Consider the following 24,375-nt stretch of genomic DNA (forward strand, 5'->3'; position numbering starts at 1 on the left):
TATAAGCGTTATCCTATCCTTGAACAGAAGGGTGGTTAAAGTAAAAGGAACATTCCCTACAGATTATGAAAAAAGGTTGGTTGGCTTTTATAGGCTATTTGTTTCTCCCTTTAGCCGCCTTAGCACAGCAAAAAGGGGCCGGAGAAATCAGGAAAAATATCCCTCTGGATTCTATTGTCCTGAGCGACCCGTTCATCCTAGCCGATAAAAAAACAAACATGTATTACATGACCGGTACCGGAGGCATGCTCTGGGAAAGCAAAGACCTGAAAGCCTGGAACGGCCCCTTTAAAGTGGCAAAAACCGATCCTACCTCCTGGATGGGGCCTAAACCAATGATCTGGGCCGCGGAGATCCATCCTTATAAAAACAAGTACTATTACTTTGCCACCTTCACCAACCAGGCCGTCAAGATTGACACGGTCCAGGGGAATGTGATTGAACGCCGCGCCAGCCATGTATTGGTGAGCGACAAACCAAATGGGCCCTTCGTGCCCATGAAAGACCCGGTCTACCTGCCGGCCAATCAGCCAACCTTGGATGGCACCTTTTGGATAGACAAAGACGGCAAGCCCTATATGGTCTATTGCTATGAGTGGCTGCAGAACCTGAACGGCACAATTGAAAAGATAGAACTCAAGCCAGACTTAAGTGGCACCATTGGCAAAGGGAAAGTGCTCTTTCGGGCCTTTGATTCTCCCTGGAGCCGGGAAAAAGACAAGGAAGGAAAAGAAGGCCCCCATAAAGTAACTGACGGCCCCTATCTCTTCAAAACCGCCACCGGCCGGTTAGGCATGATCTGGACCAGTTGGATTCACGATGTGTACACCCAGGGAGTGGCCTACTCAAAAAGCGGCACCCTGGATGGCCACTGGACGCATGAAAAAGACCCGATCACCCCTCCCAATTTCGGGCATGGCATGTTGTTCCGCACCCTGGAAGGCAAACTGTTGATGGCTCTCCATAGCCACAGAAGTGTCAATGGCCGGTACCTCCGGATCCCCAAGCTTTTTGAGGTGGACCTATCCGGGGACAAATTAGTGGTGGGCAAGCCCTATACACCATGAGAAAAACCAAGCGCCTGCCCAAGTTTGAGGCTGCAGGCAAAAAAGCCAGCCACATTAAAACGCAGGAATAAAGGTCTTTCAAAGAATCAAAAATCACCTGAATCTCTACATTGGCGCCTTCCCCTAAATAAATAGCTGCTCGTTTCTTTCTTCCAATAGTTTAACGTCTCTCCCATTTTACATGAAGTATCTTTTTTCACTTCTGGTTCTTTTCTTGCTTTCCGGGCACCTGCTCCATGCCCAGCCCAGCGCTGATGCAGGAAAAGCAGAGAACGCCCTTAGAACTTTTAGTATTTCCAACCCAGACTTTACCACCAGCCCGCATACGGGCATGACCAGGAAACACTGGAAAGACGCCGCGCACCATCTCCTGTCCGGGGCGTTCCAGCATGTCAAGACCCTGGATGACCCTATGGTTTTCCCGAAACAACCGGGCAAAAGCTACCCGCGCGATGGCGTGCACACCAACACCGAGATGCTGGAAGGCCTTTGCCGCACCCTGTTCATGGCGGTGCCCCTGCTCAAGGAAAACCCAGACCTGCAGATCAACGGCGTAAAAGTAGCCGAGTATTACCGCCACCAGTTGGTACGGCTGAGTGATAAGGCCAGCCCTACCTATGTGAAACCACGGGCCAGCAACGGCGGGCCCAGCCAGATTCTAGTGGAGTTTGGTGGCCTGGCCGTGTCTCTTTTCTATGCCCCCGAAGTATTGTGGGCGCCCCTTACTCCCGCCCAGAAAGAAGCCCTATCCAAAACCATGCTCAGTTACGGAGATGGGCCTACCATTGGCTCTAACTGGCGGTTCTTCAATGTGTTCGTGCTCAGCTTCTTCAAAGAGCAAGGCTACCAGGTGAACGAAAAACTGCTGCTGGAATACCTGGACAAGTCCCTGGAACAGTACCGGGGACAGGGGTGGTACCATGACAGCCCCGCCTATGACTACTACAGCATGTGGGCCTTCCAGATGTATGGGCCTCTCTGGTCAGAGTTTTTCGGCAAGAAGCACTACCCTTCCTATGCCGCCAAATTCATGGCCAACTTCAAAGAGGTAAATGACAATTACCCGTATCTGTTTGGCCGTGACGGCAAGATGATCATGTGGGGCCGCAGCATTGCCTACCGTTTTGCCGCCACCGTGCCTTTCCCCCTCATGGGGCTGGCCCAGGAGCCGGGCACCAACTACGGCTGGATGCGGCGCATCGCCTCAGGGGCCATGCTGCAGTTCCTTCAGAACCCAGACTTCATGGCCGAGGACCATATCCCTACCCTGGGTTTCTACGGGGCATTTGAACCGGCCGTGCAGATCTACAGCGCCCGCGCCAGCGTGTTCTGGATGGGAAAGGCCTTTCTAGGTTTGGTGGTACCGGAAAACAATCCTTTCTGGACCGCGGTGGAGAATGAAGGGGCCTGGGAAAAAGAAATGGCCAAAGGCAAGGTCTACAACAAGTTTCAGGAGGGCTCCAAAATCCTGATCACGGATTACCCCAACATAGGGGCCGCCGAGGTGCGGGCCTGGTGCCATGAAACGGTAGCCAAGGACTGGCAATTGTTCCGGTCCACGGAGAATTACAACCGCCTCTCCTATAACAGCGCCTTCCCCTGGCAGGCCGACGGTCCCAAAGGCGAGGTGGCCATGAACTACGTCTTCAAAAACAAGAAAAATGAGTGGGAGGCCCTGCGCCTTTACACCTTCAAGAAGTTTGAAGGCGGCATCTATTACCGTGACGTGGTACTGGAGACCAATGACAAAATTAAGCTGAACCTGGCTGATATCACCCTACCCAACGGCATCCTAAGAATTGACCGCAACCTCAGCACCGAGGCCACCCGGGTACGGCTGGGGCACTATGCGCTGCCCCAATTGACCAGCCCCATTAAAATAGAAACTAGAAAGGTAAAAGGGCACCAGGTACAGGTAATGGACAACGGAGAATACCAGCTGGCCCTGGTGCCCCTCAGCGGCTGGGACGGCGTGGAAACGGTGCGCGCCACCGGACTGCACCCGGTCAGCAAAGAAAGCGCGGTGTTTAACGCCACCCACACGTTCCAGCCGGGTCCAAAGCCTACCTTGTACGCCACGCTCATGCTCTGGAAAAAATCTGGGGAGAAATGGACGGAGGACGAACTGGTACCCGTGAAAAAAGTAGAGCATTCTGAAAAAGAGAAAACGGTGACCGTTTCCTTTAGAAAAGGCGACAAAAAGGTTGTTCGGTTTGAATAACCCCGGAGGTTAACACCGTGGCAAATTCTTATCAAGCCTTACCCATTCAAATAGGCAATTATCCAAAGAGTGTGTGACAAAATCACCTCCCACTGCCTACAACTATATCAAGTGAGTAATGAAATTCAAGCACCAGTGGCGCCTCTTGGGGGTGGTATTAGCGGCAAGCCTTTTCTCCTGCAGCCAAAAGCAATTGGCCTACCAGCCCACCTCTCTTTCTCCTGCCGCGCCAGAGGGTTACCGCTTGGTATGGAATGATGAATTCAATGCCAAGGGAAAACCCGATCCGGCCAGTTGGGACTATGAAAAGGGATTTGTCCGGAACGAGGAGCTGCAGTGGTACCAAGCCCAGAATGCCAACGTAGGCAACGGGGTCCTCACCATTGACGGGAAGAGAGAACAAGTGAAGAACCCAGTTTATGAGGCGGGCAGCAGAGACTGGAAAAGAAACCGGGAGCACGCGGAGTATACGGCGGCCAGCATCCATACCAGCGGTAAAAGAGAATTCCAGTACGGGATTATTGAAGTAAGAGCCAAAATTGACACTGCCATAGGCATGTGGCCCGCCATCTGGACCCTAGGCGTTACTAAACGCTGGCCCGCCAACGGCGAAGTAGACCTCATGGAATATTACCGCGTGGACGGGAAACCTGCCATTCTGGCCAACGCTGCCTGGGCAGATGAGAAAATGAGGGCCGTCTGGGATGGGGAAAAAATCCCGCTCTCCCATTTCCTGGCCAAAGACAAAAACTGGCCAGATAAATTCCACACCTGGAAAATGGATTGGACCGAGACCTCCATCAAGCTTTACCTGGATGAAGAGTTGCTCAATGAGATTGACCTTACCAAAACCCTCAACGCAGACGGGTTCAACCCCTTCCACCAACCTCATTATATCTTACTGAATCTGGCCATTGGCGGGAATGGGGGAAATCCTGCCGGTACCCCATTTCCTAAAAAATATGAAGTAGACTACGTGCGGGTCTATCAGAAGAAATAGGAAGAGAAGAGTCAATGGGTTTCCCTGTAACTGGCTCCCTCTTTACCTCCTGAGGCTCCCCATATTACAGTGCGCCGTTACTTATCAAACAAAAGAAAACGCCCCTGTTTTGGCCTGTTTTTTGGAAAACAGGCCAAAACAGGGGCGTTTTGAAATTACTTAGTCCAGCAAGCGGTACATCTCTGCCGCGGCCAGCAGGAAGGCTCCCACCCCAAAGCCCGTGGTGGAATTGACATCCACTACCTGCCCCGGAATGGCCCGCTCCCCTATGGGCTGCACGTAGCCTAATTTACCGTTGGGCTGAAGGGCCGTGTTGGTGAGGTAATGATACCCTTTGGCGGCCACGGGCAGGTATTCTTTTTTGTCCAATAGGCCGTTGTTGATCCCCCACAGGAAGCCGTAGGTGAAGAACGCGGTGCCGCTGGTCTCCGGGCCGGGGGCATGCTGGGGATCTAACATGCTGCGGGTCCAATACCCCTCGGCCTGCTGGGATTGGGCAATGGCCTGGGCCATGTCCTTAAAACGTTTCTCGTACCCTTTCCGGTACGGGTCTTTTTTTGGCAGGTCCTGCAGCACCTTGGCCAGGCCGGCAAACACCCAGCCGTCTCCCCTGGCCCAGAAGTCCTTCTTGCCGTTGGCGCTTTTGTGTTTGGGGTACACGTACTTGGCATCGCGGTAATAGAGCTTTGCGGCCGGGTCATACATGATGGAGTCTGAAAAACGCAGGTACTCGTGCAACTTCTCCAGGTACTGTTTGTTGCCCGTTACCCGGTACAGCTTGGTCATGACCGGCATGACCATATAAAGGCCGTCGGCCCACCACCAGTAATCGTGGCGGGGGGTACTCATCTGGTATTCCATCACCTCGCGGGCGCGGGCTATCTTCCGGTCATCCTTGGCGCCGTCCAGGCAATAAAGGTCTACGTAGGTCTGGAAACAGATCTGCCAATCCCCGAACAGCACATATTCCTCCTTCTCGCCGTAGGTGTGTTTCCACTTGGACTTGTCCGTGGACTTGGCCCCCATCCATTGGTTTTTCTCGGCCCAGGCCTCTGAGTAATTCCGGTAATCTTCCTTCTTAGTCAGCTTGTAGGCTTCCATGTTGCCGGTATGGTAGGCGGCCACATCCCAGAAAGCCCAGCCGTGGTTTGGGTTGGTAGATTGCCAGTAGGTGTTGGCCTTATGCAGTTGGTCCGCTACTTCTTTTTTAGAGGCAGGCAGCAACGGATGCTTTGGCTTGGCCACCACGGTCACTGCCCCAAAACCGAGCAGCAGGAAAAGAAAGGTAAATAGGGTTTTCTTCTGGGTCATCTTTACTTATATGAGGGAATAAAATGCTGTTTTAGGGCCAATTCCTGAAAAACGGGCTTAAAACGGAAACTTAAAACGAAGGCTTCCACTCTACGACCTTGATAGGTTGAGGCCCCAGGCTGGAGCGGCCTTCGCCGTCTACCTGGTCCACGTTCTGGATAAAGAGATTCAATACCTGCTTTTCTTTCCAGAGTTCGGTGTCATAGGTAGGCTCCCAGGAACCCAAAGATTCCGGCGTGAGGTCCATAATGGACCATTTGGGGTCTGCCATTTTATTGATGACCAGGGCCGAGGCCTTGCTTCCTCTTTCCTCATCCCGGAAAAGCAGGAGGACCGAGGCCTTGTCTCCGGCATTCTTCACCAGTACCTGGGGCCGGGCAATAGGAATGCGTTTGGTGCCCACGCCGCTCAGGCTGAAGGGGGTTTTCCGGAAGTCCAACTCCAACTTCTGCCAGGCGGTGCCGGTATGGTACACCAGGTGGTACTGGGGAATGATGGAACCCGCCTCGCGCCAGTACGTGGCAATGAAAGGATTCCCGTTCTCGTCGGCGGCCATGGAGGTCTGGTTGATCAGCTCACTGTTCTGCGGAATCACCATGGCTTTCTCCGCGGTGGCTTCGGTGATGGGCAAAACATATTTCTCGCCGGTAGACTTCTCCCAGGTCTTGCCGCCGTCCAGGGAGCGGGCGTATGCCAGGTCATGGTTGCTGGCTACGTTCGGGCTTTCGCGCCACACCCAGGACACATGGATGGTGCCCTTCTTGTCCAGATAGGCCTGCCAGTAGGCATTGCGCTTCCGTTCCCCGTTAATGAGGTTGGCGTGCACCTGCGTCCATTGCCGGGTGTTGGTGTCAAAGCTGTTGATGACCATGTTACCCTGCCCCGATCCGCCGTCACGGTAGAAGAACAGGAGGTTTCCGTTGGGCAGCCGGTAGAACTCTGGGTAAGAAACGGCTTTCTCATTCAGCCCTGTCATGGGCATCTTCTCAGTGAGTTGCAGCGAGCCAGGGCTTACGCTGCGGGCGTAGTTCAACGGGTGGTTATGGTGGTCCCAGGAGACGTGCAGAAAGCCTTTGCCATCCACCATAAGGCTGATGGTGTTATGGGCATCTGCGGCATTTCCTTTCAGGTTAGTCTTCACCACCTCCCACGTTTCTGCCCCGCTTTTCCGCTTGGCCAGCATCACCGACCGGTCAGCGCCGTACCAGGCGGTGTATTGGGTACCCTTGAATGTGACCAGGGAGTTCTTACGGAAGGCCACCACATTCACTGAGTTGTTTGCCCACCCTCCTTCTGAAACCGTTGACACTTTAGGTGCATTGCCCAGGGAATCAGCACCTAGGTTAGAGGAACTGCACCCGTTCAACCCTAGCAGTACAGCAAGAATTACGGAGTGAATGAATAGGTGATGTGTCTTTATAATTTGATACAGCATGTAGTCACACGTAAGCCCTTCTTTGGAAAGGAATGGGCAAGGGTTTCTGAAGATTACCTGGAGGAGACTTTCTTCTTCTCTAAAGGGGCTTCTTTCCCTTTCTGTTTTTTATCAAAGACCTCCAGGCTCCACTCCTCCTGCCACCTAAGTACCGGTTTATCTCCTTCAAAAGAAAGCGGCAACCAAACGTAGCGTCCGTCTATGGGGTTTCTGGGGCGCCACCTGTCGGCCATGAAAATGAAGGCGTCTTTCTTCCCCTGCACAGGCAGGATGTAGGTTCCCTGCGATTCAAAGGTGAGCTGTGCCCCTTCGCCCACGCACGGATTACCCAAGGCCGTCCAGGGCCCCATAATTGACTCCGCCACAAAAGAGCGGGCGGCATTGGGGTTCCAACCGGTACAACCCGAGGTGATCATAAAGTACTTGCCGTTTCTCTTGCAGATAGCGGGGGCTTCATTGTGTCCGGTGGGGGCCAGCACGCTCCATTTCTTGGTAAAGGACAGGTAATCATCAGAGAGTTCTGATATATGCAGGGTCAGGTTCTCCTCTGAGGAATGAATGTGGTAAGCCTTGCCGTCATCATCTACAAACACGGTCATGTCCCGGGACATCTGCCCCTGTTCAAAATCGCGTCGTATAAACAGCCCGTCCTGCACTTCTTTGGTCCACTCAGGGGTCCACCATTTCAGGTGGGTGGCATCTACCTGCTTGTTTTTCAGGCTTACCGGCACATTAACCGGCCATTCCCCGGCATTAGGTCTGTAGGACTTTAGAAACGTGAACGGCCCCGTAGGGCTGTCACTGGTGGCTACGCCGGTTCTGGCGGCCTCATACCCTTTGCCTTTGAGCTCCAGGTGAAACCACATCACAAACTTTTTGGTCCTGGCGTTGTAGACCACTTTGGGTCGTTCAATAATGCAGCCTTTGATGATCTGGGAGGTGGTATCCTTCTCTTCCACTTTCAAGACAATGCCTTCGTTTTTCCAGGTGTTCAGGTCATTAGAGGAGTAAGCGCCTACCCCAAACAAGGTACTGTTGCCGCGCCGGCCTTCGGTTTTATGCTCCCCAAACCAATAGTAGGTGCCTTTGTGGAAAAGAATGCCTCCCCCATGGGCATTGATATGCTTCCCATCTGTATCGGGCCAGATTTCCCCAGACTTGATAGTAGCCTTGGAGTGCTGCTTTTTCTGAGCCAACAGGGGGTGTACCCCTGCCAGCACCAGGAAAAGCAGGATGAAAACAAACCGCCTTCTCATTTCTGGGTCAGCTTAGAAGTTTCCTTGGTAATGGGTCTGATGACGTAACTGTAGGAATATTTCTTTCCCTTAAGCAAATAAGGTTCGTGCGGCAGACGGCCCCAGCTGTCATCGCCCCCCAGGCCTCTTTGGCCTAAGTCAATGTGAAGGCTTACAAAATCCTGTTTCTTCAGGTCTACCGGGTGGCGGTTAATCTTCTTGGGCCCTTCGTCAATGTCCTCGGTGGTGTAGTTTAAGGCTGTGAAATTGATGGGCTGCAGGCCTTCCACTACAATTCCGTTGCCCGAATTGTTGGTCAGTTCTACCCAGCGCACATCTGTCTTATTGCCACTTTCCTGCGGACGGATGTAGAATTGATAGTATTGGTTCTCCACCTTGTCTTTGTAGAGGCCAACCAAGGATGAGGCCTTGCGGTCACTGTAATTCTCCCAGGGGCCGCGGCCGTAATACTGCAGGTTGTCATAGTCATCGTCCAGTTGCATGCGCATACCAAACCTGGGCATTTCAGGCATTTCTTTGCCGGCCATGTCTATGGAGGCCGTTACCTGCACTGCGCCATCGTTCTGCAGGAGATAGTCAACGGTATACGGAATCTTCTTGTCGGTCAGTTCATAGGTTACTTTGATGGGCTGTCCCTGAGCCTCCTTTTTGCCTACCTGCACATTCACCAATTTCATTTCCTGGTGCGCATTGCGCCAGGCGCCTAACTTCTGGGGCATGTTGTTCCCGAAGTCATTGTCAGTGGCAGCCCGCCAGAAGTAGGGTTCAGGGAATTTCTCTATGGCTTTGCGCCCGTTTTGGCTGAAGGAAGTTAATTTTCCGTCTTTCAGGTCAAACTCCCCAGAAATATTGCCAGAGGTAAAGCTCAGTTTCTCGTTTTTGGTTTTAATCTTAAGCTTACCGGCAGCGGCAGCCATGGTAAAATAACCGCCCTGGGTTACGGCAAACTGCTCCCGGGCAATTTCATGGCCAGCCGGCACAAACGGTTGGGCCGTTTTGGTGTAAGCGAACACATTGATGAAGTACTCCTCGCCAGGTTGGGCATTGATGGCTGGTACTGGAAGTGTCACTTGGGTTTGCTGCAAAGGAGCCGCCGTTACGGCAAAGTCCCCTTCTTGCTGCACCGCCCCGTTCTTAATCAACTGCCACTTAAATGCGTACTGGTTCAGGTCTGTGAAGCCAAACTGGTTCCAAACGGTGATAATACCTTTTGCAGCATTCTTGGCTTTAAACTGAACACCTGAATACACCTTTTTCACTTCATTAAGGCCTGGTTTAGGGGTTCTGTTGGCAGATACCACCCCATTGGCGCAGAAGTTTTCATCATTGTACAGATGCTTGCTGCCCAGGTCTCCGCCGTAGGCCCAGAAAACCTCTCCCTTGTCATTCTTGGTTTTGATGCCCTGGTCAACCCAGTCCCAGATAAAACCGCCCTGCATGTGCTTGCTGCTATTGATAATATCCCAGTATTCCTGGAAGTTACCATTGCTGTTCCCCATGGCGTGAGAATACTCGCACATGATATAGGGGCGCTCTTTTTTGGCGGCGGCATATGACTTCATGCTGTTTATTCCAGGGTACATGGGTCCCACTATGTCTGTGTTCCAGTCTTCACCGGCCTGCTCAAACATGACCAACCTGGAATTGTCACGGGTCTTTATCCATTTATAGGCATCATGAAACACCTGGCCGTTGCCGCACTCATTCCCCATGCTCCAGATGATCACAGACGCGTGGTTTTTGTCGCGCTCTAAAAGGCGCTCAATCCGGTCCAGGTGGGCGGGCGCCCACTCAGGCAAGTAGGCTGGGTGCTTGCTTTTATCAAAGCGGCCTTGCCACTCGGCTCCCATTCCGTGGGTTTCAATGTTGGCCTCATCTACCAGATATAACCCATACTCATCGCAAAGCTTGTACCACAGCGGGTCATTGGGGTAATGGCTGGTGCGTACAGCATTGATGTTGTAGAGCTTCATCAGCTCAATGTCTTTGATCATAGACTCCCGGGAAAGGGTGCGCCCGTGTTCGTCATCATGCTCATGGCGGTTCACGCCTTTTAGCAGAATGGGAACGCCGTTCACCAGCATTTGGGAATTTTTCAGCTCCACCTTCCGGAACCCGACTTTGCTGCCGGTCACACCTACGGTTTTGCCCTTGTCATCTTTTAGGGTAATCACCAGGTCGTACAGATTTGGGTGCTCTGCGTTCCATTGCAGCACATTGAGTACGGTGCCCTGAAAAGCTACCTGAAGCTTGCCTGTGCCTTTGGTAGAAATACTTTTCTCCTGGGTAAACACCTTGGTGTTGTTCTTGTCAAACAGTTCCACACTCACAGTGGCCTTGTCTGCGGTTTTAGTGGTGAATTTGCGCAGGTCCACCTCGGCGCTGAACAGCCCGTTCTTGTAGGCGTTGTCCAGGTCGGCTTTTACAAAAAAGTCCCAAAGGGTCAATTTGGGCAAGGCCTGCAGGTACACATCCCGCTCAAGGCCGCTTAATCGCCAGAAATCCTGGTCTTCCAGGTAGCTGCCGTCATGCCAGCGGAACACTTGCACCGCTAGTTGGTTCTCGCCGGGCTTCAGGAAACGCGTCACGTTGAACTCTGCCGGCGATTTGGAGGCTTTGGTCATACCCGCTTCCTGCCCGTTCACATATATGCGTCCGTACCCGGAGATTGACCCGAAGTTCAGCATCACCTCTTGCCCGGCCCAAGAGGCCGGCACCGTAAACGTGCGGCGATAGGTACCCACCGGGTTATAAGCCTGGTCTATGTAAGGTGGCTTGGCCGGGAACGGATACCGTACGTTGGTGTAGATGGGAATATCATGGCTTTCCAACTCCCAGTTAGAGGGCACAGGAATATTGGCCCATTTGCTGTCATCAAACCCCGGCTTAAAGAAATCCTGAGGGCGGTCTGCCACAGACTTTACAATTGAGAATTTCCAGGTCCCGTTCAGGGTCTGGAAATAAGGAGACTTGCTGTAGTCATTTTTACGGGCGTCTGCCGCATTGGTAAACAGCATAAAGTCTACCCGGGGTTTCTCTTTATTTCTTTCAAACACCTTTGGGTTTTCCCATTCATTGCCTGCTTGCTGCGCCAGGGCAACCGTAGACAGAAATACACAACAAAGGAGGAATAGATTTCGCAGGGGCATCATGTCAATTGTATTAAATGGAAACTTGTGTTTTGTTCTTTTGGTATGAAACAGGTTCTCCTGCCAGCACGGCAAACACCCGATCAGCGTCCCTCCAAACTTTGTAATTACGGGGCGCCAGCTTTGGAAGGCAGTCTCTACCTTTTCACTGGATAGAGTATAGAAGGAAGCCAATTGGACAAATACCAATGAAAATTTCTTGCATAGTGATTTCACTGGTGCTTATAACCACGCTTGTTAGAAACTTTTGCCTTTTGTTTGAGGCATCTTTTATCCTTAAAGCTGGCTGGCTTTCTTAAAAAGATATGCGTTTCTGTTTTAGGCCTGTTTTCAGAAAAACAGGCCTAAAACAGAAACGCATATTTTGAAATCACACTAAAACCATGGCAACAAACTGATGCCCTTCTGCAACTGTAGGCGGCGCTAGGGCTATTTTAATTCCAGCGCGTGGTCTCCCTTAACTGGTTGCCCGCTCCAGGCTTTTACAGCCGTCCAGGGGGCGGCGGGAGCCGTCCAGAATGGATCTGTGTCAGGCAAGCCAAGCGGCAAAAAGATAGTGGCACAGAGGTAAAGGCTGCCCGTGGTGATGTAGAAATCTGCTACGTCAGGCTGAAGCCCATATAAACCAATGTTCAGCCACCCTTCTTTGGTGAAGGTGGTGGGCGCCTCCATCGTCTTGTTGAGGACGGCTGTCAAGGCACTCCTCACCTGCCCCGGAGGCAGGGATTCTGGCAGCTGCCTGCGGTACGCCATATCTGCGAGATGGTGGAAAGCGCCACCCCGGTAGGCAATTGACCGGCCTATTACCGGGAAACTGCCGTCTGTATGGATGAGGCGCTCCTGGATTTCAGCGTACCGCTGGGTTATCTTGAGCAGATTGGACGCATACCAATTGTAGCTTTTCCGTTTTTGGTTTACCACCCCCACTATGGTGGCCAGGTAAGGTTGAATCACGTAGCTGTTGTAATAGTCCAGGGCAAAGTTCATCCCGTCTGAATAAAGGCCATCACCTACATACCAATGGTTGGCAAATTGCCTTACCCCGTATTCAATGCGCACCATGTCATACTCCAGGCCGTACTGCAGAAAGAAGGTTTCAATCATGCCCGTAAACAGGACCCAGTTGGAGAAAACGGGCACCGTAGCGCGGGTGGCCCTGAAAGCAGTAATTACCTGCTGCTTTACCGGGTTTTCCAGATGCTCCCATAACCAGGGGCACCGCACCAGGCCTAACGCCAGAAAAGAGGCATCTACCAGAGGTTGCCCTCCGTTCCACTCCAGGTAATCTTTGGCCGCAGGGTTTACTGCATTACCGATTGCCTTAATCGCCCATTGGCGGTATTGGCCTCTGAGTGCCACCTCCTCTTTTGATCCGCCCTCTGCGCTTAACCAAGGTCCTATGCCGCTCATTACCCGGCCAAACGCCTCCAGGTAAGATACCTTCTCGCGGGAGCTTTTATTGTCTATCCTGGCAGATAACTGGACCGGCATTTTTTCCTTCAGCCTGTCTTCCGCCAGGTTAGAAAGTACCGGCCGCACAATCCTATCCATCTGGGCCAGCCATACTTTTCTATCATTTGCTTTGGCGGCGTTTTTCTTTTGGGCTACTGCCGGAAGAACCAGGCAAAGTACCAGGCAGCAGGAAAGTAGTAATCGTGAAATTCTCATGTAGTGGGTAATTTTGGGGGTTAACCTAAACTGGTGGAATAAAAGTAGCGGATACCTGTATGGCTTCTTTTAACAGCCTTTTAGGTATCCGCGCCAGTTTACACCTATGAAGAACGGTGTGTATTCGTATTTAAGGTAGGCCAGCCTTTCGAAGAGGGCTTGGTTTAAATGAGCAGTTTTTCCTAAAACACCCTCAAACCAGTAATGCCCGCTGGCCCAGGAAATTAATACCCTGGATTCTGTAACATGTTAGGCATTTTGTTAATCTCAGTCTGTGGGATAGGGAACAGATACAGGGCTGGTCTGAAAGCATGCGTGCGAATAGAAGACTCCCTATTATACTTATAGGTGTCTGAAGGGGAAACCACCGTGGCACTGCCCGACTTCACAATCCTCATCACTTGGTTTTGCCTGGCTCCATTGGTATACATGCCTTCCAGGGTTTTCCAGCGTCGTAAATCCCAGAACCTGTGTGACTCAAAGGCCAGCTCTATCCTTCTTTCGTTTTGAATGACGGTGCGCATTTCATCTACGGTCATATTGGCCTTAAGCCCGTACATGTTATCGGCTCCTGGCTGTATGCCGGCCCTCCTGCGAAGGTCAATTAACTTAGGGTAGGCTAAAGTTGTTTGACCTGTTTCATTAATAGCTTCTGCGTAGTTCAACAGGATCTCAGCGTACCTCATCAAGGGCCAGCCCCTTTCAGTATTGGCATTTGAATTCACATCTGCCATTTTCCGGCTGTAATATCCAGTAGTGGTCCCATTGCCAAAACCGTCAGTAGGGGCATTTAAATAGGTATAGACAGGTTGTAATCTACTTGCACTGGCCAGATACACTTCAGATCCATTGTAAATAATGGAATTGTTGAATCTAGGGTCACGGTTCACGTAAGGATTTGTCTCACTATAACCAGATGTTGGATCTGTAATGGGCTTACCATTTGCCATTGGGAAGGCATCAACCAGATTTTGGGTAGGCATAGTGTACTTTGCTCCTCCTCTGGTGGAAGGGAAGAAATGGCCTTCAACATCTCTGTTTGCCGGCCGGTGCCTGGCAAAGATATACTCATTGTTCACCCGCTTCAGAAACACGTCATAAAATCCATAGCCTGGTGCCGTGGTGTTGTCAACGTGTAAGGAATAACGACCCATGTTGATTACCTCTTCTGCAGCTTGGGCCGCCTTTTGCCAACGAGCAACACTATAGGTAGGATAGCTGACAATCTTTGCCACCTCAGGACTATTGGTAACTGCCCCCCCATTGAACAGAGGGCTGGCCGCAAAAAGAAGAACCCTTGACTTAAGGCCTAAACAGGCGCCTTTGTCTGCCCTGCCATAGAATTGCTCCTGCAACACAGCATCCAGCATACCTGCTGCCGCGTCTAATTCAGATACCACATAGTTCACGCATTCTTCATAGCTGTTACGCGGCACATTAATGATATCTGTTCCGGTAAAAACCTGGTCTCCAATCAACGGAACCCCACCATAGGCTTTAATCAAGGTATGGTAATACCAGGCTCGCAAAAATCTGGCTTCCCCTAACATTCTGTTTTTGGTAGAGGGGCTTAAGGGAGATCTGCCAATGTTCGCTATCAGAAGGTTTACTCTCCTGATGTTGGCATAAGGCATAGCCCAAAAGTTATTGAATAAAGTTGTGGAAGAGTAGGTAGAAGGGTTTAAGGTTCCAGCATAAAGGATCACCGCCGCCTGCGTGCTACCTGAAAGGCTATACTCCGCGTCATCTGTGGGTTGGTTCAAGTTCCCGTGTGAATCAAATGAGCCAAAGTTAAATCCATACCCTACATCCTCATAAATTCTGGTTAGGAAAGCGGTCGTTCGGATACTGTCAGTAAATACCATTTCCTCAGAAATAGCCCCAGTATTTTGAGGTCCCAGGAATTCATCTCCGTCTACATCACAAGAGGTAAGAGCGGCGCCTAATAAGACCAATAAAAGTAACTTTTTCATGTTCATCCAGATTTTTAGAAGGTAACAGATAATCCCAGGTTGAAGACACGCTGCGGAGGATAGGTGATCCGGTCTCTACCGCTGGCAATTTCAGGGTCCATCTGGTATAAATCCTTGATTTTTGACCAGGTAAGCAAGTTGTTACCTGTGGTGTAGATTCTAATGTTTTGCAGTTTCATGCGTTGCACAAAAGAGGTTGGCAGAGTATAGCTGAATTCTGCCGTTCTCCAACGGATGTAGTCACCTGGGATAAACCAAAAGGTAGATACAGTGCTTCCTCTTGGGGTACTGATGCCCATGTTTTCTGACAAGACAGGATATTGGGCATTGTTGCCTAATTCTGGTGTCCAGGCGTGTTGGAAGATTTCTTGCATGTTAGAACCCAAAAACTGGATGTTCTCGGCCACTCCTCCTACATTGAAGTCTTTGGCACCCTGGAACATAGATTTCAAGCTGAATCCTTTGTAACCTACCCCAAATTCAAACGCGAAGGTAGTGGGAGGCACGTTGGCAGGGTTGCCTACGTAGGCCCGGTCAAAAGCATTGATGACGCCGTCACTGTTCATGTCCACGTATTTCAAATCTCCTGGTCTGGCGGTGCCAATCTCTACCTTAGGGCTTTTGGCAATGTCTTCTCTGCTTTCATAGAAAGTACCAGTCCAGACATAAGCCATCTGGGTGTTGATGTTGTTGCCAGTACGCCGTTGGTAAGGGAAGGCGGCCTGGGGCTCATCTCTGAATAAAATTTTATTGTCAGCCACAGAGTACATAGCGCGCAGGTTATAAGAGAAATCCTGCCCTATGTTATCTCGCCAAACCATCTCAAACTCATAGCCTTTATTCTCTACCCTGCCCAGGTTAAACGGCGGAGAGGTTTGACCGAAAATATCAGACACAGTACCTTCTGCCCCAGATCTGTAGGTTAGGATGTCATAGCGCTCATTTCTGAAATAATCCAGGTTAGTGGTTAGCCTGTCCTTGAAGAACCTTAGCTCCATGCCCACATCAAATTTCTTCTCCTTTTCCCAGGTTACGTCAAAATTGGGCAGAGCCCCTTCTACAATACCACCATAGTTATTGTGCTGTGTACCAAAAGAAGCGCTGCCTCCATTAGTATAGACTTGCTCATAGTAATAGGAGAATCCAGAGCCCAATCTGTCATTTCCAACCAGACCATAAGAGCTTCTAACCTTTAAGAAGTTAACAAAGGTTATGTTGTCCTTGAAGAAAGGCTCCTCTGAAATATTCCATCCCGCTGAAACCGCGGGAAAGAAACCGAACCGGTTAGCACTTGAAAAAAGTGGGGAACCGTTGTAGCCGGCGTTCAACTGGAAAAGGTATTTGTCTTTGTAGTCATAGCCTAAGCGGCCAGTGAAACCTTTGAACCCGATAGGTTTGTAATTCAAGTCACTTCTTCTACCCCCCCTAATGTCACTGCTCTGGTTCATAAGAGCCAAGCCATACACGTGGTGGTCGCCAAAGGTTCTATCATAATTTAAAATGGCCTGCATTGTAAGCACGCGGGTAGTGCCACCAGCATTATAATCATCAAAGAAACGCTGTAACCTATAAGTTCTATTAGGGTAAGAGGTGTACGTGTCTGTAGTTGGATTCCAGATGTAAGAAGGGAAAGTACTACGGGTCATACTGCGGGTATAACCGTAGGTGCTGGCGTAGGAAAGCGTTCCTTTAAAGGACAACCCTTTGGTGATAGCATCCAATTTATAATTAGCGCTACTCACCAGGTTCATGTTATTTTCATGGTTTCTGGAATAACCACCGTAAGCTAGCCTGGCAATGATACTGTTAGGTCCCTCATATCTGCCAGGATGCAAGCCCAACCGATAGGCTATACTCCCATCTGGGTTATAAGTGGGGTGGGCATAGGGTGACAACGAAAGGTAACTGCTATACTCATAGAACGGGTCATTATAACCCCATTGCGTTCCTGGCATAACCGGATTGTTGATCTCTCCAATGTTACCATACAGGTCCAGCCTAAGGGAAAAGTCTTTGTTAACGGCAATGTCAAGGTTAGAGCGGTAATTCATCCTTCTGTGGTAGTAGGAGTTATTTACGCCCGATTCCTTTCCAAAATTCTTTAGCATCCCACCTTGGTCTAGGTACCCCATTGACACGAAATATTTTACCTTTTCAGTGCCGCCTGAAACATCCAGGTTGGTTCGTGACTGTTTCGCGAAGTCATTGAATAAAACTTCCTTCCAATTTACATCTGGATAGAAATAAGGGTTTGAACCAGTCCTAAAAGCTTCTACCGCCTCATCTGAGAAAGCGGGAGTGTATGTTGTGCCATTGAATTCAGCATCATTCTTACGGGCCTGGTTATGAAGCAATGCGCTCTCATAAGAACCTAAAAACTTAGGAAACATGGTAGGCTGCTGCATGCTATATTCCGTCCGGATGCTGATTTTGGGCTTACCTTCCACTCCTCTGCGGGTAGTTACCAATAAAACGCCATTCGCTCCTTTAATACCATATACCGCCGTAGTGGAAGCGTCTTTTAGAATACTCACGCTTTCAATCTCATTGGCATCTAAGCGAGAGAATTGCTCATAGGTAAATTCAATATCATCTACTATAATCAGCGGCTGGTTATTTCCATTGTAAGAACTAATCCCCCTAATAAAGAAGTCTGCACCGTCTCCACCTGGTCTACCTGATTGCTGTTGAGAAAAGAAACCAGGCATTTTACCTACAAGCGAGTTCTGCAAGCTGGCGGAAGGGTTCTCTCTTATCACCTCTCCAGAAACCACACTCACCGCGCCCGTCATGGTAACTTTCTTCTGTTCACCATACCCAACCACTACCACTTCATCCAGGTTCTTGGAGTCTTCAGCCAAAAGCACTGTGACACTGGTCTGGCCAGCCACATTCACCTCTTTGGGTAGGTACCCAATCATGCTGATGACCAGGGTCTGACTACTTCCTTTCAAGGGCAAGGAGAAATTTCCATTTATGTCTGTCATGGTGCCATTGGTAATCTGCCCCTTTTCTACAATAGAGGCACCAGGCAACGGACCAGACTTATCCGTCACCTTGCCGGTGATGGCCTTGTTCTGGGCAAGAACAGCGTTGCTTACAAACAGTAAGGCAAATAATATATAGTATAAGTTTTTTTTCATAACGTTCAGTTAAGGATTACCAGCCGGGATTTTGTAACAGACGTAAATTTTTTGTCACCTCGTCATAGGGCAGAGGCATGAGGTATAACTTGGGAGTAAAGATGAGATTGGCCACATTTTCATAGGTATATGAAAACGTGTTGTCTGCGTTCTTCACGATTCTTACCCCTTGTACAGGACCATTAAGAACAGTCTCTGCGTCTTTCCAGCGGCGTAAATCCCAGAATCGGTGTTCCTCAAAAGCCAATTCTATCCTTCTTTCATTTTTGATGAGGCTTCTCATCTCACTTTGGGTAATACCTGCCTTTATTCCATACCTGTTGTTTGTTCCGGCCCGTATACCTGCCCGCCTTCTAATGGCTATGATTTCCGTTACAGCCTTTTCCGTCTCTCCTGTCTCATTCAAGGCCTCTGCATTATTGAGCAGTATCTCAGCAAATCTGAAGAGGTTGTAGTTATGGCTCTGGTTGGAGAAAACCGAACTGTTAGTAAAATCAGCCATAAATTTGCGCAGGTAGTATCCTGTTCTGGTTTGCACCGCTATGCCGCCCGGTCTGTCTTTTCCGCCATCATTGGTTTCCACTCCCCTGTTAAGCCATCTGGTGCCATTATAGAAAACAGTGGCCGCAAAACGAGGGTCTCTGTTGGCGTAAGGGTCATTGGCTTTATAAAGCGTGGCAGGGTCAGAGATAGGCAAACCATTAATGTCTGTAAAGGCATTCACAAAGTTCTGGGTAGGGCTGGTGCGGCCGTTGCTCGTTACTTGCCCCTGATACCCTACCGGGGAGTTAAGCTGCTCCAGGTCTGAGGTATTTCCCCGCTGCTTTTGCAGGATAACCTCATTGTTCTTTTTAGTGGTGAATAATCCTGCGAAAGATGTATTCAACGCGTAGTAGTTCAGTGCCTTCAACTCTTCTGCGGCAGCTATAACGCGATTCCACCTATTTGCTTCATAAGTGGGATACCCCGTCAATGCCTTTAACTCTGCATTGGCGGCAGTTCCGCCCCCATTGAAAAGCGGACTGGCAGCATAAAGAAACAGGCGACATTTTAAGGCAATAGGAGCCCCTTTTGAAATCCTTCCCCACTCCCCGGCCGGAATAGCCGATTCAAGCCTAAGATCTCCTTTTATGGCATCACATTCAGCGGCAATGTAGTTCACTACCTCTTCAAAGGTGTTGCGTGGTATTTGCAAGTCATCCTCTAAGGTAAATACCTTGTCACCTACCAAAGGAACACCCCCATAACGTTTTAGCAATTCAAAATAGAGCATTGCCCTAATGAACCGGGCTTCAGATTTCCAGGGTATTCTGGATGGAGCGCTCACCGCATCTGACTTTATATTGTCAATGTTTGCCAGAAAGATGTTTACCCCTCTTATACCATAGTAGCTGTTCCCCCAATACGGATCAGGGTTGTTTAAAACGCTAACTCTTCCGTTAGTATAGTTTTCTACTGGCATGTTAACTCTTGATGGGATCGCATCACCTGATGCCGCATCTAAATAGTCACCGTTTACCCGATTGAAACCATCTGGGAGGTAGTTATAAAGGTTAAATAAAAACCATTGCGGAAGCTGACCATTCAGGTCATTGGGGTCCCACATGTAGTCCCCTGTAACACGCTGTAAAGGTGTTGTCTCTGGGTCTTCACAGGCGCTGAAAATACTAAGTGAGGTTGCTAAAAGAGCGTATTTAAATATCTTCTTCATCTTCAGATCTTCAATTAAAGCTTAATATTTATTCCCATGTTCATCACGCGCTGAATGGGGTAGGTTCCAGGAGCTACTTCTGGGTCTCTCCTATCTAAATCGGTCTTTGTCAACAGATTTAATCCATTCGCAAACACCCTGATAGATTGAAGCTTCACTTTTCCTGCCACACTAGTAGGCAAAGTATAGCCAACCTCCAGGTTCTTCAACCGAACATATTCCCCTGAATGCACCCAAAAAGAAGAGGTAGCCTGGTTATTGACATTTGAGCCGATAGACAATCTGGGATAAGTAGCAGTAGCTGCAGTTGCTGGGGTCCATCTGCCTAGGTGATGTTGGTAGGCTTGTCCAAAACCACCGTTCTGGAATTCCCATTCATCAGAACCACTTAAATATATGTCTCTGTTTTGTACGCCTTGGATAAGTGCGCTGAAGTCAAACCCTTTGAAACTGAAACCAAGATCAACTCCATAATAAAATAAGGGTTTAGTATTGCCAATTGCTGTTTGGTCAAACTGGTCAATTACCCCGTCGCTGTTCAGGTCTCTATACTTGATATCACCCGCTTTGGGAGCATAGCCAGTAATGGTTGCGCTGTTCTTAGCCTCTGCATCTGATTGGAAGAAACCATCCGCAATAAAACCAAACCGCTGCCCTACCGGCTGACCTGTACGGTTCATCCAGTCATACTGTCTATAGACCTCATCCTGATAAATCACCTCAGACTGCAAGGAACTGGCGTTTCCAGAAATGTAGTAGTTAAATCCTTTCCCAAGAGTTTGTTGCCATGATACCTGTAGCTCTACTCCATTATACCTGTTCTTGCCAATGTTCTCATTAGGATAGGAATTCCCGATAAGTGCGGAGTTACGTCCTCTTTGCATGAGCAAATCAGAATAGCTGTTTCTGAAATACTCTACATTAATTCCTAACTGGTCATTGAGAAACCGGCTTTGGATGCCGAAATTGTATTTAATGGCTTTCTCCCAGGTGATGTTAGGGTTGGCCAATTGTTGCTCCGCCAGGGTTGTCTGGTTGCTTGGCGTGGTACCAAAAGGATAGGCGGCCCCATCAAAGTAATATTGCTTGTAGTTGAAGTACCCGGGCTCATCCCAACCGGTCTGCCCTACAGAGCCAGAAAGTTTCAGGAAACTCAACCAACCCACGTTTTTAAGGAAGTCTTCTTCAGATATGTTGTAGGCTAGGCCTGCTGCCGGGAAGAAACCACGCTTGGTACCACCTGGATACCGGTTTGAGCCATTATACCCAAACGCTACTTCCGCTACATATTTCTTTTTGTAGTCATACGCCAGCCTTCCTGACACTCCGGTAAATACCAACGGAAGGGTGATCCTTTGAGCGCCTGTAACGTTGTTGCTGTTTCCGCTTCCTAAACCATTAACAGAATTATCTCTATTACCTAAAAGGGTAGCGTTGATACCATGGTCCTCAAACTGCCGATCATACCCCAAAGCCAGTTCAAAGTAGTTTTGCCTTCCCTGGTAATCAATGAAGGTGTTGTTTACCTGGGATCCTGGGTTTCCATATCGCTGATAGCGCTCTTGTGGCGTACCTAAACCAAAGCCTTCATACACAACAAAGGGCTGCCATCTGTCATGGGTTTCTGATAATGTGGAGCTAAATGAGGCAGTACCTCTTATCCATAGCCCTTTTACTACATCGTCCAGCTCTCTCTTTAAATAGAAATCGGTTAAGATATCTCGCTTATAATTCTGGTAATTCCCATTGTAGAGAACTTGGGCAAGAATGTTATTCTGAAATTGCTGGTTACCGGCCAAAGTCCCATTGGGGTTGTAAACCGGGTATGCAAGACTTGGCGTATTTAAGATGGAATTGAAGATACCATTGGTTCTCAAGGAGATTCCACCACCTGCCGGCTCGTTCCCATCCATGATGCGCCCCAGCAAATAAATGCCAGCTGATAGTCTGTCGGTGATATTGATATCTACATTAGACCTAATCACATAACTTTTGAGATAGTTATTAGTCTCATAATCATTTGAGTCTGGCGCAGATTTAAATATCCCGGTTTGGTTAAAATGCTCTAAAGCAACAAAATACTTGGCAGTTTTACCCCCGCCTGCTACATTCAAGGTATACCGGTCAAATCTGGAAGACTTCCGCATTACCTCTTTCTGCCAATTTACATTAGGATACAGAAAAGGATTTGATCCTGAGCGGTACCCTTCCAACTGCTCAGGGGTATAGGTAGGAGCTAACCCATCATTCTGCCTAGCCTCATTGTATAGGGAGGCATAGTCAAAGGAATTAAGGGTTTGAGCCATTTTCAAGGGCTTTTGAATGGCAGTTTGCGCTGTAAAGGAGATGCGTTGCTTTCCTTCAAAACCTTTACGGGTAGTAATTAGAAGAGCCCCGTTTGAGCTCCTAACCCCCAGCATAGCCGTGGAGAGGGCGTCTTTCAGGACCGTCACCGATTCAATTTCTTCCAGGTCAAAAATGGTAAGGTTACGGGGAATTCCGTCAATGATTACCAAGGGTTCCTGGCCTCTTAGAGAAGTGCTCACGGCATCTGCCCCAGGCATACCAGAACTTTGCACTGTATAAAGCCCCGCTAAACGCCCGGTTAAAGCGTTTCTAACACTTGTCACGTTTGATTTTACCAAGTCATCTGTATACACCACATCCGTTGACGTGGCGGTTAGCCTTGGATCAGCCTCTACCTTATTTAGCAATCTAACTGGCAGGCGTTCTTTCAGGCCAGGGACTTTAGAGCTTACAATAACCCTTGGGGTGGTATCAGACTTCAGAGTGTACTGAGATATGATGTTGCCTCCAAGCTTGAAAGTCAATACATCTCCCTTTTCTGCATTGATTCTAAAGACTCCAATTTGGTCTGTAAACACCTGTTCAGACTTTTCCTGTACAAGCACCTCGGCTCCTACAATTGGCTTCTCATTGGTATCTAACAACAAACCAACTATCAATCCAGATTTTGTAGTGTCCTGCTGGAAAGAAGAAGGAATAGCATACTCATGGAGCGCTTCAGCTGCAAAACTGTTTTTGCCAGCCAAAAAGACAAGCAACAGCAAGAAGTACCTCCAAAGGGAGCTCTTAAAAATTTTAGGGTTCTTTACGAGTAGATGTATTTTCATGTGCCGTAAAATGAAGTAAAAGAAGTAGGGTAAAATCTGAAATACTTGCTTTGAATGAGCGTTGCCCGCCATTAACTACTATTGACAATCATGGTTTATGAGAACTGAAAGCGTTTGTAAGCAGATATTCCAAAGTTCTGCTGGCAATTGCCCGTTGGGAGGCCTAGGGAAAATTGCTTGCAGTTATGGGTGTGCCGTTTCTAGGTAAGCGGTTTGATTTTTTGATTCCTGAATCCTTGACCAAATGGAGGCCACTCTTTCCTTTGAAAGCCGGTTCTTTTCAGCATTTAACTGTAAGATACTTTCCCTTGCTTCTCCTATGGCTACTGCTTTATGAGGGTTGGTTTGTATAAATTCTTTCCAAAAAGCATTACTTTCCTGCTCCTCTCCCAAAACCCATCCCCAAAAGAAACTGTCCTCTATAAAGTCCTCTGATGAGTAGCTTAAATATTTATGAAGCATGTCCATCTTCCTTTTCCCTCTTTGTTATGATCACATAGAGATAGACAAGCCCTAGTTTGGACAGGTTAGTCCAATTATTTTCAGAAAAAACAAAAAGGGAAGCCAATTATTCTTCGGAAGATGTTCAAGTTATAACACCTGTAATAGGGCTTATCTTGATACGTGCAGATTCTTCACGTTCTTCCTAAGTACCACCAGGCCTCTGCTAACCACTTTGTACACATTATCAATGCTCAAATCCATTACCAAGGCTATCTCTTGAAAATTAAGGTTCTTATAAAATTTTAGGAGAATGGCTTTCCTTTGGTTTGCCGTCAATAAAAGTAACCCCTTCTTTAGGTTGGCTTTTTGTAGCATCTTGGTTTGATCATGCACCATCAAGAATTCTATTGATGGGTTAACTTCCATGCTCACCTTTTCCAAGTCTGTAAAGCCATCAAAAGTCACCTCCTTCTTTTTCTGAGAGGCTTTGTGGATTCTTCTTTTAATAGAGGCAAAAAGGTAAAAGCGGACAGAATTAGGAACAGAAAGGTTTTCTCTGTTCTTCCACAGATCTAAGAACAATTCATGAATGCAGTCTTCCAGCAATGCTTCATCCTCTGAGTACTTAAGGCCATAATTGAAGATTACCTGTACATATCTTTCATATAGCTCTGCAAAAGCATCTTCATCCCCCAACTGGAAACGTTTCCATACCAATTCCTCATTAATGGTGAATGAGTGACCTGTCTGACGTACATTTTCGGAGGAAGGAGGAGCTACCCGCATAAGTACAATTAATTAGATACTATGGAAACGTTTCCAGCTAAAACTTAAAAATTAGCAATAGCTCAACTGACTATTGC

Annotated in this window: 14 protein-coding genes; 3 read left to right on the forward strand and 11 right to left on the reverse strand. The window is 48.8% G+C overall.

The genetic code is table 11. The features are described 5' to 3' along the window. Window positions 1-65: 65 nt before the first annotated feature. The 3 genes from ACYVJQ_RS12720 to ACYVJQ_RS12730 all read left to right on the forward strand — a co-directional run bounded on the left by ACYVJQ_RS12720 (window position 66) and on the right by ACYVJQ_RS12730 (window position 4,288). Window positions 66-1,067, forward strand: coding sequence for a glycoside hydrolase family 43 protein (locus ACYVJQ_RS12720; protein WP_460893456.1), 1,002 nt, complete (start codon window positions 66-68; stop codon window positions 1,065-1,067). A gap of 181 nt (window positions 1,068-1,248) precedes the next feature. Next, window positions 1,249-3,288 carry a DUF2264 domain-containing protein gene (locus ACYVJQ_RS12725; protein ID WP_460893457.1) on the forward strand — a complete coding sequence of 680 codons (2,040 nt, stop codon included), beginning with the start codon at window positions 1,249-1,251 and terminating at the stop codon, window positions 3,286-3,288. Window positions 3,289-3,406: 118 nt separating this feature from the next. Beyond that, window positions 3,407-4,288, forward strand: coding sequence for a glycoside hydrolase family 16 protein (locus tag ACYVJQ_RS12730; RefSeq protein WP_460893458.1), 882 nt, complete (start codon window positions 3,407-3,409; stop codon window positions 4,286-4,288). A gap of 159 nt (window positions 4,289-4,447) precedes the next feature. Here the strand turns inward: ACYVJQ_RS12730 and ACYVJQ_RS12735 are convergent, their stop codons facing one another. The 11 genes from ACYVJQ_RS12735 to ACYVJQ_RS12785 form a co-directional block, all read right to left on the reverse strand. Next, window positions 4,448-5,599 (reverse strand): glycoside hydrolase family 88/105 protein, encoded by a 1,152-nt coding sequence (locus tag ACYVJQ_RS12735; RefSeq protein ID WP_460893459.1) that lies wholly within the window; start codon window positions 5,597-5,599, stop codon window positions 4,448-4,450. Window positions 5,600-5,669: 70 nt separating this feature from the next. Continuing rightward, complete coding sequence (locus tag ACYVJQ_RS12740; RefSeq protein WP_460893460.1) at window positions 5,670-7,034, reverse strand: BNR repeat-containing protein; 1,365 nt, start codon at window positions 7,032-7,034, stop codon at window positions 5,670-5,672. A gap of 53 nt (window positions 7,035-7,087) precedes the next feature. Continuing rightward, a complete protein-coding gene (locus ACYVJQ_RS12745) occupies window positions 7,088-8,290 on the reverse strand; it encodes a glycoside hydrolase family 43 protein (protein WP_460893461.1) in 1,203 nt (400 codons plus the stop codon). Continuing rightward, a complete protein-coding gene (gene lacZ, locus ACYVJQ_RS12750) occupies window positions 8,287-11,346 on the reverse strand; it encodes a beta-galactosidase, LacZ type (protein WP_460893462.1) in 3,060 nt (1,019 codons plus the stop codon). The genes ACYVJQ_RS12745 and lacZ overlap by 4 nt, the downstream gene beginning before the upstream one ends. A 522-nt stretch (window positions 11,347-11,868) precedes the next feature. Continuing rightward, entirely contained in the window at window positions 11,869-13,107 is a 1,239-nt protein-coding gene (locus ACYVJQ_RS12755; RefSeq protein ID WP_460893463.1) for a DUF2264 domain-containing protein, read from the reverse strand. 224 nt (window positions 13,108-13,331) lie between these two features. Then, window positions 13,332-15,080, reverse strand: coding sequence for a RagB/SusD family nutrient uptake outer membrane protein (locus ACYVJQ_RS12760; RefSeq protein WP_460893464.1), 1,749 nt, complete (start codon window positions 15,078-15,080; stop codon window positions 13,332-13,334). 14 nt (window positions 15,081-15,094) lie between these two features. Further along, entirely contained in the window at window positions 15,095-18,223 is a 3,129-nt protein-coding gene (locus ACYVJQ_RS12765) for a SusC/RagA family TonB-linked outer membrane protein (protein ID WP_460893465.1), read from the reverse strand. A 16-nt stretch (window positions 18,224-18,239) separates the two neighbouring features. Then, window positions 18,240-19,934 (reverse strand): RagB/SusD family nutrient uptake outer membrane protein, encoded by a 1,695-nt coding sequence (locus ACYVJQ_RS12770; protein ID WP_460893466.1) that lies wholly within the window; start codon window positions 19,932-19,934, stop codon window positions 18,240-18,242. A 14-nt stretch (window positions 19,935-19,948) separates the two neighbouring features. Further along, window positions 19,949-23,068, reverse strand: a complete 3,120-nt coding sequence (locus ACYVJQ_RS12775; protein WP_460893467.1) for a SusC/RagA family TonB-linked outer membrane protein — start codon at window positions 23,066-23,068, stop codon at window positions 19,949-19,951. A gap of 183 nt (window positions 23,069-23,251) precedes the next feature. Further along, entirely contained in the window at window positions 23,252-23,530 is a 279-nt protein-coding gene (locus ACYVJQ_RS12780; RefSeq protein ID WP_460893468.1) for a hypothetical protein, read from the reverse strand. A 150-nt stretch (window positions 23,531-23,680) separates the two neighbouring features. After that, window positions 23,681-24,298 (reverse strand): RNA polymerase sigma factor, encoded by a 618-nt coding sequence (locus ACYVJQ_RS12785; RefSeq protein WP_460893469.1) that lies wholly within the window; start codon window positions 24,296-24,298, stop codon window positions 23,681-23,683. Window positions 24,299-24,375: the final 77 nt, after the last annotated feature.

The sequence above is a fragment of the Rufibacter soli genome (assembly GCF_054781795.1).

What these genes read in the sequence shown, in the direction of transcription:
- ACYVJQ_RS12720 (WP_460893456.1), top strand. Translation starts at nt 66, where the DNA reads ATGAAAAAAGGTTGGTTGGCTTTTATAGGCTATTTGTTTCTCCCTTTA.
- ACYVJQ_RS12725 (WP_460893457.1), top strand. Translation starts at nt 1,249, where the DNA reads ATGAAGTATCTTTTTTCACTTCTGGTTCTTTTCTTGCTTTCCGGGCAC.
- ACYVJQ_RS12730 (WP_460893458.1), top strand. Translation starts at nt 3,407, where the DNA reads ATGAAATTCAAGCACCAGTGGCGCCTCTTGGGGGTGGTATTAGCGGCA.
- ACYVJQ_RS12735 (WP_460893459.1), bottom strand. Translation starts at nt 5,599, where the DNA reads ATGACCCAGAAGAAAACCCTATTTACCTTTCTTTTCCTGCTGCTCGGT.
- ACYVJQ_RS12740 (WP_460893460.1), bottom strand. Translation starts at nt 7,034, where the DNA reads ATGCTGTATCAAATTATAAAGACACATCACCTATTCATTCACTCCGTA.
- ACYVJQ_RS12745 (WP_460893461.1), bottom strand. Translation starts at nt 8,290, where the DNA reads ATGAGAAGGCGGTTTGTTTTCATCCTGCTTTTCCTGGTGCTGGCAGGG.
- ACYVJQ_RS12755 (WP_460893463.1), bottom strand. Translation starts at nt 13,107, where the DNA reads ATGAGAATTTCACGATTACTACTTTCCTGCTGCCTGGTACTTTGCCTG.
- ACYVJQ_RS12760 (WP_460893464.1), bottom strand. Translation starts at nt 15,080, where the DNA reads ATGAAAAAGTTACTTTTATTGGTCTTATTAGGCGCCGCTCTTACCTCT.
- ACYVJQ_RS12765 (WP_460893465.1), bottom strand. Translation starts at nt 18,223, where the DNA reads ATGAAAAAAAACTTATACTATATATTATTTGCCTTACTGTTTGTAAGC.
- ACYVJQ_RS12770 (WP_460893466.1), bottom strand. Translation starts at nt 19,934, where the DNA reads ATGAAGAAGATATTTAAATACGCTCTTTTAGCAACCTCACTTAGTATT.
- ACYVJQ_RS12775 (WP_460893467.1), bottom strand. Translation starts at nt 23,068, where the DNA reads ATGAAAATACATCTACTCGTAAAGAACCCTAAAATTTTTAAGAGCTCC.
- ACYVJQ_RS12780 (WP_460893468.1), bottom strand. Translation starts at nt 23,530, where the DNA reads ATGCTTCATAAATATTTAAGCTACTCATCAGAGGACTTTATAGAGGAC.
- ACYVJQ_RS12785 (WP_460893469.1), bottom strand. Translation starts at nt 24,298, where the DNA reads ATGCGGGTAGCTCCTCCTTCCTCCGAAAATGTACGTCAGACAGGTCAC.